The organism is Mycobacterium sp. ITM-2016-00318 (assembly GCF_002968285.2).
GTDB lineage: Bacteria > Actinomycetota > Actinomycetes > Mycobacteriales > Mycobacteriaceae > Mycobacterium.
In genome coordinates this window covers 5,358,389-5,372,126 of record NZ_CP134400.1, presented here as the reverse complement: position 1 = coordinate 5,372,126, position 13,738 = coordinate 5,358,389, and the positions used below count along the sequence as shown (strand labels likewise).

Below are 13,738 nucleotides of genomic sequence, written 5' to 3'. Positions count from 1 at the left end.
TCTAACCCTCGGTCGAAGCCTCTCCGGTTTCCGCGTCGTCCGCTTCACCCTCGGCCTGGTCCGGCTGTTCAGTGCCCGATGTCTTGATCTCCGGATCGGCGTCAGGGTCGATGCCCTTCCGGGCCATACCCGATTGGTTCATCGTTCGCCCCTCAGTGGTGTCGTTGATCCGTGCCGCATACCCGTACTGCGCGCGTTCACCCGTCACAGCCAGCCGCAAAGCGTTGACCGATCTTGACTTCACGGCTAGCGAACGCCGGGTTCCTCTTGGCGAAGCCACACTGGACATCAGGGCGGGGTCACCGGCTTGTCGCCGTGGTGCCAGCACCCGGTCGCCCAGAATTCTCGCGGGGATGTCGAGAACGCCTTGACGGCTCCGTCCCAGGGATGTGCGACCAACTAGGGTCGCGAACCTGAAGGGAGAAAACGATGGCGAAGTACCTGTTCCTCAAGCATTACCGAGGCGCACCCGCAGCGGTCAACGACGTGCCGATGGACCAGTGGACGCCCGCGGAGGTCGAGGCGCACATCAAGTACATGGACGACTTCGCGGACCGCCTCAAGGACAGCGGCGAATACGTCGACAGCCAGGCCCTGTCTGCCGATGGGGCATGGGTCCGCCACGACGGCGAGGGCAGGCCACCGGTTACCGACGGCCCGTTCGCCGAGACCAAGGACCTGATCGCCGGCTTCATGATCATCGACGTCGATTCATTCGAGCGCGCCGTCGAACTCGCGGGCGAGTTGTCGGCAGCGCCGGGGGCCGGCGGCAGGCCGATCCACGAGTGGCTCGAGGTGCGGCCCTTCATGGGCTCTCCGGCCACCGTCACGGAGTGATGTCCTCCGGCGCGGTGGACGAGGCTCGGCTACGTGAGCTCATCCCGCGCGTGTTGGCGGTCCTCGTCCGCCGCGGGGCGGACTTCGCCACCGCGGAGGACGCCGTACAGGAGGCGCTGATCCGGGCCGTCGAGACGTGGCCAGAAAACCCGCCCGACGACCCTAAGGGGTGGCTTGTCGCCACCGCCTGGCACCGCTTCGTCGACTTCGCACGAGCCGACTCCGCGCGACGGAACCGAGAATCTCTGGCGGCCGACGTGCCGCCGGGACCGACCGAAACCACTGACGACACCCTGGCCCTGTACTTTCTGTGCGCTCACCCGAGCCTGAGTCCGTCCTCGGCGGTCGCCCTCACACTGCGGGCTGTCGGCGGTCTCACCACGCGCCAGATCGCACAGGCCTACCTCGTTCCCGAATCGACCATGGCGCAACGGATTTCACGAGCCAAGCGGACCGTCGTAGACGTCCGGCTGGATCGTGCAGGCGATCTACGCACGGTGTGCAAGGTGCTCTATCTGGTGTTCAACGAAGGCTACGGCGGAGACGTCGACCTGGCGGCGGAGGCGATCAGGCTGGCCCGCCAGCTGTTCGCGACGACCGACCACCCAGAGGTCGCCGGGCTGCTCGCCCTGTTTCTCCTCCACCACGCCAGACGCGACGCAAGGACCCGCGCCGACGGCAGCCTGGTGCCGCTGGCCGACCAGGACCGCACTCTGTGGCGCACCGATCTGATCGCCGAGGGCGTGGCCGTGCTGCAGGCCGCGCTGGCGCGTGACCGGCTCGGCGAATATCAGGCGCAGGCCGCCATCGCGGCGCTGCATGCCGACGCCAGGGTGGCCGACGAGACCGACTGGGTGCAGATCGTCGAGTGGTACGACGAGCTGGTCCGTCTCACCGACAATCCTGTCGCGCAGCTCAACCGCGCTGTCGCGGTCGGTGAAGCCGAGGGCCCGCAGGCCGGCCTGGCCGCCCTCGAAAGGCTTGACCAGAAGCTTCCGCGACACACCGCGGCGAGGGCCTATTTTCACGAGCGGGCCGGCGACATCGAGACAGCGGTCGAGCTTTATGTGAAGGCGGCCGAGAAGGCGCAGAGCATGGCCGAACGCAACCACCTCACGCTGCGTGCCACCGCGCTCCGCCGGGGCTAGAGTTCGGCGATGAGCAGACTCGACGACAAGGTGGCGTTGGTGATCGGCGGCGCCAGCGGCATCGGGCTGGCGATCGCGCAACGGTTCGCCGCCGAAGGTGCCGAGGTGTACTTCACCGGCCGCCGGCAGGCCGACCTCGATGCGGCCCACGTTCGTGTCGGGCAGCGTTCGCACGCGGTGCAGGCCGATGCGGGCAGGCTCGACGATGTCAAAGCCGTTGTCAATCAAGTCGGCTCGCGTTCCGGCCGGATCGACGTCCTAGTCGTCAACGCCGGCTTCAGCGAACCCAGCAGTATCGACAGCATCACCGAGGACCACTTCGATCGTCTCGTCGGAGTCAACCTCCGGTCCCTGTTGTTCGCCGTGCAGTCGGCGCTGCCTCTGATGACTCGAGGTGCAACGGTGGTCCTCGTCGGCTCGATCGCCGCCAATGTCGGCACCGAGAGGTTCAGCGTCTACGGCGCGGCCAAGGCCGGGGTGCGGGCGTTGGCGCGCACGTGGACCACCGAACTGGCACCGCGGGGGATCAGGGTCAACGTCGTGAGTCCCGGCCCCACCGACACCGCGATGTTCGAATCCGTGCCCGAAGCGGTCCGCTCGGAACTGGCATCGACGATCCCGATCGGCCGCCTCGGTCGACCCGAGGAGATAGCAGCGGCGGCCCTGTTCCTGGCCAGCGATGAGAGCAGCTTCGTCGCAGGTGTCGAACTGTGCGTCGACGGCGGTTTGTCTCAGGTCTGAACTCGGCGATAGCGTAGCCATGCAACAGAGGAGGTACGTGCCATGACGGCAACCGCCGAGCGCGACGAGGTGATCAGCCTTGCCGAGCAGGCCGGCTGGCAGCACAGGGACGCCGACCGCAGCGACTACTACCTACGCAGGCCCGATCGCGTTCACATCGTCTGGCAGGGCAGCCACGCGATCAGCGGGGGCGCGCTGTACAAGGACAACATCCTGATGTCCACATCCAGGGACCTGGACGCTGTCAAGGGTTGGCTGAAGCGCTGATCGGTCCGACGTGACACTGTCTGCTGCACTGTGGTCGGACAGCGCCGATGTCGCCGCCGACGTGCTCGCGCATCCGTTCGTCCGGGGTATCGGCGACGGCTCGCTGTCCAAAGAGGCGTTCGCGGGCTACCTCGCCCAGGACGCCTTCTTCCTCGAATCCTTCGCGCGCGCATATGCTTTGGCGCTCGCTCGCAGCACCGACACCTCGACTCTGCTCACCTTGGCCGATCTTCTCGCCGGGGTGCGGCATGAGCTGGGACTACACGGCTCCTACGCAGGCTCCTGGGGTATCGACATGGCCGGCGTCGAGCCGTTGCCTGCGACCCTCGCCTACACCGAGTTCCTTCTCGCAACGGCGGCGACGCAGGATCTGGGCGTGATCTTCGCGGCCATGACCCCCTGCATGCGCCTGTACGCGTGGCTCGGAACGTCGCTCGACGCCGAGACCGCCGGGCCGTACGCGCAGTGGGTGCAGACCTACGCCGACCCCGAATTCGAGTCGACCGCCGCGGCGTTGGAACGGCTGCTCGACGAACAGCCCGACACGCCTGCCGTGCGCAGCGCCTATCGGCGTGCCATGCGGCTGGAACTGGCGTTCTTCGAGGCGTCGCTCACACCGCGGCACTGAGTCAGCCGCACCCCGGTTCGGGCTGGCAGGCTGGACACCACCAGGTCCGGCGCCGCTGCGGGTCGTTCGCGACCTCGGCGACGACGCGGACCCGGGTTCCGCACCGCAGGCACGGGCGGCCCGCACGGCCGGTCACCCGTCACCTGCATCGCGCCGAGGACCGTCGCCGAATGACGCAGCGCCCTGGCCCCCACGTCCAACACCGCCGGTACGTCGACATCTGCGACCGGTGTCCACGGATTGTGTCCGCGCAGGAAGCACAACTCGTTGGCCCACAGGTTGCCGAACCCCGCCACGCACCGCTGGTCGAGCAGGGCTGCGACGAGAGGCCTAGGTGGGTGTGCAGTGTCAGATCGCCGGAGAGCCGGGTCAGCAGATGCTTGCCGTGCGTGACATGAGCCAGCACGGTGTGCCCGGCGAGGTCCGCCGTCGCATGTGCGGGCACCCCCGCAGTTCGCCGTGGGTCAGCACGCGATCGCGCAGCGCCTCGTCGAGGCGGCGGGCCAGTGCGTACACGGTGTCACCCTCGGGCACGCCTCCATCGTCCTCGTCCGCGCCCCGTCCCGGCAGACGTGTAACGGTTCGACTCGTCGTCGGCACTGAGCAGATACAACCATTGAAGATCTGAAGAAGGAGCCGACGTCATGACCGACACTCTCAACACCACCGCTTCACCGGCTACGGCCCTCGACGGTCTCGCCGGGCACTTCGCCCGTTACGGCCTCGTGGTCGTCATCGGCTGGATCGGCCTGATGAAATTCACGTCCTTCGAGGCATACGGCATCGAACCACTGGTGGTCAACAGTCCCCTGATGAGCTGGATGTACGACCTCTTCTCCGTCACCACGTTCTCCGCGCTGCTCGGTGCGGTGGAAGTCGCCGCGGCGGTGCTGTTGGCGGTGAAGCCGTGGGCACCGCGCCTGTCGGCCATCGGCAGCGTCATCGCGATCGGGCTGTTCGCCGCGACGATCACGTTCCTGTTCACCACGCCCGGCGTATTCGAGGCGTCGCAGGCCGGATTCCCGATGCTGTCGACATCGGGCCAGTTCCTCATCAAGGACGTGGCGCTGCTCGGCCTGTCGATCTGGACCCTCACCGATGCCCTGCGCTCGGCCCGGTTGACCGCTGAAATGGTTACGCTGTCGCCCAGATGACCACGGCTGCAAGCGACGAGACCGCTGTCATCGCGGGCCTGCGGGTCGGCGATGAGGCGGTCTACGCCGCGTTGGTCGACCGCCACACGCCGTCGATGCTGCGCGTCGCCCGCGGATACGTGCGAACCCACGCCAGCGCCGAGGAAGTGGTGCAGGAAGCATGGATCGCGCTGATCAAAGGCATTCCCAAGTTCGAGGGCCGGACTTCTTTGCGCACATGGCTTTTCAGCATCCTCATCAACATCGCCAAAGCGCGCGCCCTGAGGGAACGGCGTGATACGGAGGTGGAAGTGATGGCCTTCACCGGCGGCACGGTGGACTCCGGGCGCTTCCGCGCGGCCGACGACGAATGGCCCGGCCACTGGCGCGAAGATGCTGCGCCCGAGCCCTTTCCGCAAACGCCGGAGGGCGCGGTGCTCGGCGACGAACTCATCACCGTCGCACGCAACCAACTCGAGAAGTTGCCGGAGCGACAGCGAGTCGTGGTGACGACGCGCGACATGCTGGGTTTCGACTCGGCCGAAGTGCGTGAGCTGCTGGACATCAGCGTGGCCAATCAGCGCGTGCTCCTCCACCGCGGACGGGCCGCGGTACGACAGGTGCTCGAGGACTATCTGAAGGATGCGAAGTGACCGGCGACATGGACTGCAATGAGCTCGTCGAGCTCGTCACCTCATATCTCGACGGATCGCTCGATCCCGACACCAGGGCACGTGTCGACGTCCATCTGCTCGAATGCGACGGTTGCGCGAACTATCTGCAGCAATTTCGCGCGACGGTGGACACCTTGGGAAAGGTCGACGACGAGACGTTGGATCCGTCGTTCCGCGACCGATTGATGAATGCGTTCCGCGACTGGCGGTAGCACCTCTGTAACGGTCGGGACGTATCTGGCCACCACCGATTGTCAACGGCGTCAACGGATCACCATGCTCCGGAGGCCCGCGCGACGTCAACACGGTCGTCATGCAACTGCAGGAGGCCGGCCACGCGGTGATCGTCAACCGTGTACGTCGACGCCGTGTGCTGACCGCCGCGCGGTGGTTCTATGGTCGAGCGGTGACCATCACCTACGACGACGCGCTTCGGGAACGGATCAGAAGCCACCTCGCGCAACACCCGCGGCGGGCCGTGACTGATCCGACGAAGCGGCACGCGGCCGTCGCAGTCGTGCTCGTCGATTCGGAGATCGGCGACGACAGAGTCGATCCGGTGAACGTGGACCACTGGAACGACGGCCGCGAGGTGGCGTTGGCCGGCCTCGACGGCCGCATGGTGGACGTGTCTGGCGGTGCAGCGTTCCTGTTGTGCCGGAGAGCAACCCGGCTGTCCACACATGCGGCGCAGTGGGCTCTTCCTGGCGGCAGACTCGATCCGGGAGAGACGGTCGTCGACGCCGCGTTGCGCGAGCTCGACGAGGAAGTCGGTGTGCGGTGCAACGAGTCTGACGTCATCGGCCTGCTCGACGACTATCCGACCCGGTCGGGTTACGTCATCACCCCGGTGGTCATCTGGGGCGGTGGGCGGCTCGACCCGCAACCCTCACCCGACGAGGTGGTCGCGGTCTACCGGGTCGGCCTTCATCAGCTGCAGCGCGACGATTCGCCCCGTTTCATCTCCATTCCGGAGAGCCCGCGGCCGGTGGTCCAGATCCCGTTGGGCAACGACCTGATTCATGCCCCGACCGGGGCGGTGCTGTTGCAGTTGCGGTGGCTGGGGCTGGAGGGACGACAGGACCCCGTCGACCAGCTCGAGCAGCCGGTTTTCGCCTGGAAATAGGTGCTTTGACGGGGTTTACGGATCCGTAAACCGGGGCATTTCTCAGCCAGTTCACGGGTGGCTCTGATGGTTCGACTCAGTTACGCCGGGCACCATCGGCAGCAACGACAACCCCGTTGTCCAGCGAGGTGGTGATGACCGTGGCCACGACGGCCGCAGCAGCGAATGTCATATCGCTCGAGACGCATCCTGCCCGGCGCTCGGCCCGCCGGCGCTCCGCCGAACTGCGGGCGGCGATGCGCAGGCACCCGTCCTATCAGGGTCCGCGTCCGGAGCCACGCGAAGACCGCGAGAACGCCGTGGTGATCAACTTCCGCCGACGCTGACGCTCGCTGCAGTGCAGGCCGGCGCCGTCGGGTTCACGTTCATATCCGAGCGTCGGCGTCCTTACCCTCGAGCCTGCCAAGAGCACGAGGCAGCGGCCCACTGTGCAGCACACCGAGTCGTTGCGTCGCGCGGGTGAGCGCGACGTACAACTCGGCGGCGCCACGCGGTCCCTGGTCGAGGATGCGGCCCGGCTCCACAACCAGAACCGCGTCGAATTCCAGCCCCTTCGTCTTCGAGGGCGGTACGGTGCCGGGCACGCCGGGGGGACCGATCACCACGCTCGTGCCGTCACGCTCGGCTTCCGCGCGGACGAATTCCGCTATCGCCGAAGGCAACTCATTCTCGGTGACCGATTTCGACCACGGCCGTACGCCGGTCGAGCGGACCGAGTCAGGCGGTTGGACGCCCGGCGCGAACTCGGCGAGCAGGTCTGCTGCGACAGCCATGATCTCCGCCGGGGTGCGGTAGTTAACGCTCAGTGAGCGGTACACCCATCGGCCGGGGACGTAGGGCTCGAGCATGGAATCCCACGACGTCGCCCCGCCGACGGATCGCCGCTGCGCGAGGTCACCGACCGCAGTGAACGAGCGGCTCGGGCAGCGTCGCATCAACACCCGCCAATCCATCTCGGACAGTTCCTGCGCCTCGTCGACTACGACGTGGCGATACGTCCAGTCCCGGTCCCCCGCGGCTCGCTCGGCGAGCTCCCTCGTGTCGCGCTCGACGAAGCGCTCGGCGAGGTCCTCCGCATAGAGCAGGTCCGTCGCCAGCAGGTGGTCCTCGTCGGACATCAGGTCCTCACGGCTGACCATCATGTCCAGCACGCCCTCGGCGTACTGCGCCTCTGCCCGACGTTCCCGCTCGGCGGCATCGTCGACCGGCTCGTCGGGGCCGAGCAGGTCGACGAGTTCATCGAGCAGCGGCACATCGGAGACCGTCCACGGGTCGCCTTGGCTGCGTAACAGCGCGGCGTCGGCCCCCGCGGCCGCAAGCCGCTCGGCTGACGAGAACAGCGACGCCAGCAGCGACTCTGGGGTGAGGATGGGCCACAGCTCGTCGACGGCAGCGGTGAAGGTCTCGTTCGCCGCGAGCTCGGCCAGCAGATCGCTGCGCAGGTTCTCCCACGCCTGGCGGTCTTCCCGGGTGAGCCAGCCGCGTCCGATCCTGGCGATTGCGCGCTCGGTCAGCACGTAGGTGACGATCTCGACGAACTTCGCACGCGCCTCGTTGTGGGGCAGGCCGCTGCCGCGCGCCTCCTCGATGGCCCACTGCGCGGTCTCGGCGTCGATGCGCACCGTGACGTCGGTCAGCTCCACCAGTATCGGATGCGCGGGCACCCGTTGCCGATCGGCGATCGCGGCGGCCAGGACGTCGAGGATCTGCAGGGAGCCCTTGAGCCGCGTGGCGTGCGGGGTGTCGTCGGCGGTCACGTGCAGACCGGGGACCAGATCCCCGGCGGTCATGAACACCACGTCCGTTTCGCCCAGCGACGGTAGGACGCGGCCGATATGGGTCAGAAACGCCGAGTTCGGACCGACGACGAGGACGCCGTGGTTCTCGATCCGCCTACGCTGGGTGTAGAGCAGGTATGCGACGCGGTGCAGAGCCACCACGGTCTTGCCGGTACCGGGACCGCCCTCGATGACCAGCACTCCTGGGTGGTCGAGCCGGATGATCTCGTCCTGTTCGGCCTGGATGGTGGCGACGATGTCGCGCATACCGTCGCCGCGCGGCGCGTTGACCGCCGCGAGCAGGGCGGCATCGCCCGTGCCGCCCCGTTCGCTGCCGTCGGGTCGGCCGAGGATCTCGTCGGTGAAGTCGACCACCTGCCGACCTCGGCTGTGGAACTGGCGACGACGACGCATGTTCTCCGGGTTCGCGCCGGTCGCCGTGTAGAACGGGCGGGCCGCAGGGGCGCGCCAGTCGGTCAGGAGCGGTTCGTAGTCGTCATCGGCGTCGAATATGCCGATGCGGCCGATGTAGGACCGCTCGCCGGAGACGGCGTCCAGCCGGCCGAAGCACAACCCGGTGTCGGCGACGTCGAGCCGCCGCATCTCCATGGCGAGCGCACGCACCTCGGAATCCCGTTGCACGAGGGTGCCGCCGTCCTTCTTGTCGATCGGGCTCCGCAAAGCTGCTGCGTAGCTCTCGCGCACCCGCGCCCGTTCGGCGTCGAGCCGTCGGTAGAGGTCGCTTACGTGCTGCTGTTCGGACTGCAGTTCGTCGTCGTACTCTCGAGTGGTCACATGCCCCCAAATGGTGCGAATCGCTGTACCGGCCTACGCCAACGGCTGCAGGTCAGGCGATGATTGTGAAGCATGACCCCGGCCTTGCCGCAAGCCCCGGGGTGCGCTATAGATTGATAGTGGAAGGGAAATCGATCCCTTCCCTTTTTCTTTGGCGCCACATGGGCGCCGCCCTCAGCGGGTATCTCGGGTGAGCGACGGGTGCAGTGCTGCTACAGAACGGGGTTCAGGTGTGAAGTTGGCGCTGAGCGACGAGGATGCCGCCTTCCGCGAGGAGTTACGGCGCATCTACACCACCGCCGTCCCCGATGACCTCCGCGGGCGGGCGCAGGCGGGCGCCCTTCGCTACCCGGACGACCTGGTGACCGGCCAGCGGATCCTCAACGAGCACGGACTGGCCGTGCCGAACTGGCCGGTCGAATGGGGCGGTAAGGACTGGACGCCGCTGCAGCGACAGATCTGGCTCGACGAGATGCAGTTGGCAGGGGTGCCTGAACCGCTGCCCTTCAACGCGAAGATGGTCGGTCCGGTCATCGCCCAGTTCGGCTCGCAAGAGCTCAAGGAGCGGTTCCTGGCGCCCACCGCGAACCTCGACATCTGGTGGTGTCAGGGGTTCTCCGAACCCGAGGCGGGATCGGATCTGGCGTCGCTGCGCACCACCGCCGTACGCGACGGGGACAGCTACGTGGTCAACGGCCAGAAGACATGGACGACGCTCGGTCAGTACGCCGACTGGATCTTCCTGCTCGCCCGCACCGACCCGAACGCCCCCAAGCGACAGGCGGGTATCTCGTTCCTGCTGGCGAGGATGGACACCCCGGGCATCACGCTGCGCCCCATCAAGCTGATCGACGGCGGCTACGAAGTCAACGAGGTGTTCTTCGAAGACGTGCGGGTGCCTGCCGACCAGCTTGTCGGCGAGGAGAATCACGGCTGGACGTATGCGAAGTTCCTTCTCGGCAACGAGCGCACCGGCATCGCCCGCATCGGCAACACCAAGCTGTGGATGGCGCAGGTCAAAGAACGCGCCGCCGAAGTGCAACTCAACGGCGGGACGCTGCTCGACGATCCGCTGTTCGCCGCCAGGGTCGCCGCGATCGAAAACGGGCTGCTGGCTTTGGAACTCACGCAGATGCGCGTGAGCGGATCCGAAGCCGACGGGAAGCCGAACCCGGCGTCGTCGATCCTCAAGTTGCGCGGCAGCCAGCTGCAGCAGGCCGCCACCGAACTGCTCGTCGAAGTGGCAGGCCCCGCCGCCTTGCCGTTCGAGGCGGGCGATGGCGTCGACGTGCCGCCGTGGGCACAGAACGCCGCACCTCGTTACCTCAACTACCGGAAGACGTCGATCTACGGCGGCACCAACGAAATTCAACGCACCATCATCGCGTCGACGATTCTGGGATTGTGAGCCGACTGTGGACTTTGGACTGACCGAGGAGCAACAACTGCTGCGCGATGTCACCCGCGAGGTGCTGTCACGCAACTACGACATCGCCGGCTACAACGAGGTCATCGGCGGTGAACTCGGCTGGAGCCGCGAGGTGTGGAGTCAGCTCGCCGAGGTGGGATTGCTCGGCCTCGGCTTCGATCCGGCAGAGGCGGGCCAGATCGAGATCATGGTGATCATGACCGAGGTCGGCAGGCGGCTCACGCCGGAACCGGTCGCGCAGGCGGCGCTCATCCCCGGCGGCCTGATCGCCGAGGTGGGCACCGACGGACAGAAGGCCCTCCTCGACGCGGTGTCGGCCGGCGAGACGCTGCTCGCCTTCGCGCACGACGAACCCGGGATGCGGGTACCCGCGGGCGGGCTGACCACCCGGGCCGAGCGAAAGGGCGACACCTGGGCGGTCAGTGGCCGGAAAAACCCTGTGCTGGCAGGTGATTCGGCGGACAAGGTCATCGTGACAGCGTCCCTCCCCGACGGCGGGCAGGGACTGTTCCTGGTAGACGCCGCCGCAGCGGACCGGCATTCCTACCGCACGTTCGACGGCCGACGGGCGGCCCAGTTCGACTTCGACTCCGTGCCCGCCGAGCCGCTGGGATCCGGCGGGGATGCCGGCGAGCACATCGCGCGCACCGTCATCCGGTACCAGTCGGCGTTCTGCGCCGAAGCCGTCGGTGCGATGGAGGAAGCGCTGGAGCTGACGACCGGGTATCTCGGTGAACGCAAACAGTTCGGCGTCCCGCTGAGCAACTTCCAGACGCTCACCCAGCGGGCCGCCGATATGTACGTGTCGCTGGAACTCGCCCGGAGCATGAATTTCTATGCCGCCATGTCGATTGCCGACGGCCGGTTCGATCCTGTCGTCGCCGCGAGGGCCAAGCTGCAGATCGGCCGGTCCGGACGGCATATCGCGCAGGAGGCCATCCAGCTGCACGGTGGTATCGGGATGACCGCGGAGTACCCGGTCGGCCACTATGCGGCCCGACTCACGGCCATCGACAACACTTTCGGCACCGCCGACGACCAGACGCGCGTGCTCGTCGCGAACATCGGCTCCTACGGAACCGTTTCCCTCTGAATCGAGGCGAGCCGAAACATCCGGACGCTGCCTGCGACGCTGGCGTGGCATTGCGACAGCAGCGGCTCCGACATCTCCTCCGTCAGATCCACCTTGATCGGCCCCGTATCGCCGCGCAGCGTCACCCGGATTCTGTGCTCGGCCTTGTCGACCGACAGCGGTGAAAGGCTCGCGATGCGGTCGTCGCCGTACGCGTGCCTGGCGAAGTACTGGGCGGCCTGCACCGCGTGCGGCAACGACGTCCGCCCACGCAGGAAGCGGTTGTCGAGCCGGCCCTCGAGGTACAGCCGGATCAGATCCTCCGAATCCGCCGAGTCGACTCGCCCGTAGCAGAGTCCCTCGGGCAGGACGAGCATGGTAGCGGCGAAGCGATCACCGCCCAAATGCGAGCACTCCCACGTGAATTCGGGATACCGCGCCGCGATCGCCTGACACGCGCCTCTTCCCCGCACGGCGCAACACTGGTCGTGCTTGCCGTGCGCGCAGATTGCGACGACGGGATCGGTCGACAGGGTGCCGTCACTGCCGTCGAGGGCGATGTCGAGATATTCGCGGGGGTCGGTGACGGCGCCGCTGTACAACGCTTCGCTGCCCTCACGGGAATGCGCCACGAACCATCGCCACTGCGGTTCGGCCGGTCGGCGGCCAGGGCGGCGGATCGCCGCGATGCGCATCTTCGCCGCCTCAACGCGGCGGACGATGGCGCGTCCCAGCTCGGGATCGATGATGTTAGGAGACTGGAAGAACGCCGAAGGTCCCCAGGCGCCGGGCAATTCGAGTAGTACCCAGGAGAAGCCTGCGGAGGCCGTACCGTACATCGGATCGTCACGGGCCAGCGACTGGTCGCTGCACGGCACCCGTCTCGCAGCCGTCATTCGATGACCGGTACGAGGATCGCCTCTCGCAGCAACCTGCGGATCAGGACCGTTCCGTCGGCGTGGTCGAGGCCGGGTAGCGTGCCCGCGTCGGTGACCCGTCCGGTACGCAGGGCCTCGACGGCTTCCGCGCATGACATCGGCAGTGTCATCACCTTGTCGGGCAACCGAAGCACGGCACGGCCGCCTTTGTGCTCGACCGTCGACGCGAGTCCGTGACGCCAGCGAACCCTTGCCGCGGAGGCGTTTTCGCCGGCCTGCAGAGAGGCCAGTGGACGGACCGCCGCAGGGCGGGTCCGGTCGGCGTGGCGTTGTAGCAGTTTGGCTGCCGCGCCGTTGCTCAGCACCGACGCCTCGTCGCGCAGTGCGTCGACCACTTCGGCCATCACCTTGGTCACCGTGGCGATGATCTCATCCCGGTCGGTCGGGTCGGCGCCCATCGGCAGCGGCTTGCGGAACGTGTCGACTGTCGCGAGTTCGTCGATGACCGAGCGCGCGACGTCGAGTCCGGTCAGCGGGGACACGCCGATGGTGAGATGGACCGACGTGCTGTCCATCGCCTGGGCCGAGTGGATCCATCCTCGCGGGAGGTACAACGCGTCGCCCTCCGACAACACCGTGTCGATCACGGGATCGTCGGTGACGCGTTCGGCGATCGCGGCACGGTGCTGCGTCCATGGCTGCGACGGCAGCGGGTGGGTGTGCACCGGTTCGTGGACAATCCACCGCTTCCGGCCCGCCGCCTGCAGCACGAAGACGTCGTGCACGTCGTAGTGCGGATCGAAGCCGCGGTTCGTCGGCGGCGTGATGTAGGCGTTCGCCTGTACAGGATGGCCGAGGTCGTCGACCGCCTGCCGGACGAAGTCGATCAGCGGCGGCCAGAGCCGGTGCAGGCCCTGAAGCACGATGGTGGCGCCTGCGGCGAATTGCGCGAGCACTTTGGCGGAGTCGACCTGATCGGGCATCTCCGCGCCGAATCCGGCGGGACCGAGATAGCAGTCCTTGGCCAGTACGTCGCCCTCTTTGGCGAGCCGGATGAACGGCGCGCGCACCCCGCGCTCGGCGATCAACTCGTCGACCGTCGTGGGCGACAACAGATCACCGAAGTCGCGGGGAAGCGCGTCGGCTGGGCTGAGCAGTGGCTTTCGACCCCAGTACTCCGTTGCGAACGTCTGGGGATCGATCGCGATGCAGCGGCTCAGCATGGAGCAGCG

17 protein-coding genes are annotated in these 13,738 nt (G+C 67.2%); 12 read left to right on the top strand and 5 right to left on the bottom strand.

Features of this window, described 5'->3' with window-relative positions; all coding sequences use genetic code 11:
* Position 1: 1 nt before the first annotated feature.
* Entirely contained in the window at positions 2-142 is a 141-nt protein-coding gene (locus C6A82_RS26490; RefSeq protein ID WP_199193862.1) for a hypothetical protein, read from the bottom strand.
* A 287-nt stretch (positions 143-429) separates the two neighbouring features.
* Between C6A82_RS26490 and C6A82_RS26485 the strand changes: the two genes are divergently transcribed.
* From C6A82_RS26485 to C6A82_RS26465, 5 genes are read left to right on the top strand one after another with little or no spacing between them, the layout of a single operon-like run.
* On the top strand, positions 430-837 hold the full coding sequence (locus C6A82_RS26485; RefSeq protein ID WP_105346932.1) for a YciI family protein: 408 nt from the start codon (positions 430-432) through the stop codon (positions 835-837).
* A complete protein-coding gene (locus C6A82_RS26480; protein ID WP_199193864.1) occupies positions 837-1,985 on the top strand; it encodes an RNA polymerase sigma factor in 1,149 nt (382 codons plus the stop codon). Before C6A82_RS26485 ends, C6A82_RS26480 begins: the two co-directional genes overlap by 1 nt.
* Positions 1,986-1,994: 9 nt before the next feature.
* The gene (locus C6A82_RS26475; RefSeq protein WP_105346933.1) at positions 1,995-2,726 is read left to right on the top strand and encodes an SDR family oxidoreductase; all 732 of its coding nucleotides are present in this window, start codon (positions 1,995-1,997) and stop codon (positions 2,724-2,726) included.
* Positions 2,727-2,768: 42 nt separating this feature from the next.
* Complete coding sequence (locus tag C6A82_RS26470; RefSeq protein ID WP_105346934.1) at positions 2,769-2,993, top strand: hypothetical protein; 225 nt, start codon at positions 2,769-2,771, stop codon at positions 2,991-2,993.
* Between the two features lie 10 nt (positions 2,994-3,003).
* On the top strand, positions 3,004-3,621 hold the full coding sequence (locus tag C6A82_RS26465) for a TenA family protein (RefSeq protein WP_105346935.1): 618 nt from the start codon (positions 3,004-3,006) through the stop codon (positions 3,619-3,621).
* 369 nt (positions 3,622-3,990) lie between these two features.
* Here C6A82_RS26465 and C6A82_RS26460 read toward each other — a convergent pair whose 3' ends face one another.
* Positions 3,991-4,155: a hypothetical protein gene (locus C6A82_RS26460; protein WP_311101558.1), complete on the bottom strand. Its 165-nt coding sequence runs from the start codon at positions 4,153-4,155 to the stop codon at positions 3,991-3,993.
* Between the two features lie 110 nt (positions 4,156-4,265).
* Between C6A82_RS26460 and C6A82_RS26455 the strand changes: the two genes are divergently transcribed.
* The 5 genes from C6A82_RS26455 (at position 4,266) to C6A82_RS26435 (ending at position 6,880) form a co-directional block, all read left to right on the top strand.
* On the top strand, positions 4,266-4,775 hold the full coding sequence (locus tag C6A82_RS26455) for a YkgB family protein (protein ID WP_105346936.1): 510 nt from the start codon (positions 4,266-4,268) through the stop codon (positions 4,773-4,775).
* Entirely contained in the window at positions 4,772-5,407 is a 636-nt protein-coding gene (locus C6A82_RS26450; RefSeq protein ID WP_105346937.1) for an RNA polymerase sigma factor, read from the top strand. The genes C6A82_RS26455 and C6A82_RS26450 overlap by 4 nt, the downstream gene beginning before the upstream one ends.
* A gap of 8 nt (positions 5,408-5,415) precedes the next feature.
* On the top strand, positions 5,416-5,640 hold the full coding sequence (locus tag C6A82_RS26445) for an anti-sigma factor (RefSeq protein WP_105346949.1): 225 nt from the start codon (positions 5,416-5,418) through the stop codon (positions 5,638-5,640).
* Between the two features lie 194 nt (positions 5,641-5,834).
* Positions 5,835-6,554 carry a CoA pyrophosphatase gene (locus C6A82_RS26440; protein ID WP_105346950.1) on the top strand — a complete coding sequence of 240 codons (720 nt, stop codon included), beginning with the start codon at positions 5,835-5,837 and terminating at the stop codon, positions 6,552-6,554.
* Positions 6,555-6,688: 134 nt separating this feature from the next.
* Positions 6,689-6,880: a hypothetical protein gene (locus C6A82_RS26435; RefSeq protein WP_142406002.1), complete on the top strand. Its 192-nt coding sequence runs from the start codon at positions 6,689-6,691 to the stop codon at positions 6,878-6,880.
* Positions 6,881-6,919: 39 nt separating this feature from the next.
* On the opposite strand, the gene helR is transcribed toward C6A82_RS26435, so the two are convergent.
* Complete coding sequence (gene helR / locus C6A82_RS26430; RefSeq protein ID WP_199193863.1) at positions 6,920-9,127, bottom strand: RNA polymerase recycling motor ATPase HelR; 2,208 nt, start codon at positions 9,125-9,127, stop codon at positions 6,920-6,922.
* Positions 9,128-9,359: 232 nt separating this feature from the next.
* Between helR and C6A82_RS26425 the strand changes: the two genes are divergently transcribed.
* Together C6A82_RS26425 and C6A82_RS26420 are read left to right on the top strand one after the other, a co-directional pair.
* A complete protein-coding gene (locus C6A82_RS26425) occupies positions 9,360-10,535 on the top strand; it encodes an acyl-CoA dehydrogenase family protein (RefSeq protein WP_105346939.1) in 1,176 nt (391 codons plus the stop codon).
* Between the two features lie 7 nt (positions 10,536-10,542).
* On the top strand, positions 10,543-11,649 hold the full coding sequence (locus C6A82_RS26420; RefSeq protein WP_105346940.1) for an acyl-CoA dehydrogenase family protein: 1,107 nt from the start codon (positions 10,543-10,545) through the stop codon (positions 11,647-11,649).
* On the opposite strand, the gene C6A82_RS26415 is transcribed toward C6A82_RS26420, so the two are convergent.
* Positions 11,628-12,524 (bottom strand): sucrase ferredoxin, encoded by an 897-nt coding sequence (locus C6A82_RS26415; RefSeq protein WP_105346941.1) that lies wholly within the window; start codon positions 12,522-12,524, stop codon positions 11,628-11,630. The genes C6A82_RS26420 and C6A82_RS26415 overlap by 22 nt on opposite strands.
* Positions 12,521-13,729, bottom strand: a complete 1,209-nt coding sequence (locus C6A82_RS26410) for a cupin domain-containing protein (RefSeq protein ID WP_105346942.1) — start codon at positions 13,727-13,729, stop codon at positions 12,521-12,523. Before C6A82_RS26410 ends, C6A82_RS26415 begins: the two co-directional genes overlap by 4 nt.
* Positions 13,730-13,738: the final 9 nt, after the last annotated feature.

Bases quoted from the DNA above. Each gene is read 5' to 3' on its own strand.
- C6A82_RS26490 (WP_199193862.1), bottom strand. From the start codon at position 142: ATGAACCAATCGGGTATGGCCCGGAAGGGCATCGACCCTGACGCCGAT.
- C6A82_RS26485 (WP_105346932.1), top strand. From the start codon at position 430: ATGGCGAAGTACCTGTTCCTCAAGCATTACCGAGGCGCACCCGCAGCG.
- C6A82_RS26480 (WP_199193864.1), top strand. From the start codon at position 837: ATGTCCTCCGGCGCGGTGGACGAGGCTCGGCTACGTGAGCTCATCCCG.
- C6A82_RS26475 (WP_105346933.1), top strand. From the start codon at position 1,995: ATGAGCAGACTCGACGACAAGGTGGCGTTGGTGATCGGCGGCGCCAGC.
- C6A82_RS26470 (WP_105346934.1), top strand. From the start codon at position 2,769: ATGACGGCAACCGCCGAGCGCGACGAGGTGATCAGCCTTGCCGAGCAG.
- C6A82_RS26455 (WP_105346936.1), top strand. From the start codon at position 4,266: ATGACCGACACTCTCAACACCACCGCTTCACCGGCTACGGCCCTCGAC.
- C6A82_RS26450 (WP_105346937.1), top strand. From the start codon at position 4,772: ATGACCACGGCTGCAAGCGACGAGACCGCTGTCATCGCGGGCCTGCGG.
- C6A82_RS26445 (WP_105346949.1), top strand. From the start codon at position 5,416: ATGGACTGCAATGAGCTCGTCGAGCTCGTCACCTCATATCTCGACGGA.
- C6A82_RS26435 (WP_142406002.1), top strand. From the start codon at position 6,689: ATGACCGTGGCCACGACGGCCGCAGCAGCGAATGTCATATCGCTCGAG.
- C6A82_RS26415 (WP_105346941.1), bottom strand. From the start codon at position 12,524: ATGACGGCTGCGAGACGGGTGCCGTGCAGCGACCAGTCGCTGGCCCGT.
- C6A82_RS26410 (WP_105346942.1), bottom strand. From the start codon at position 13,729: ATGCTGAGCCGCTGCATCGCGATCGATCCCCAGACGTTCGCAACGGAG.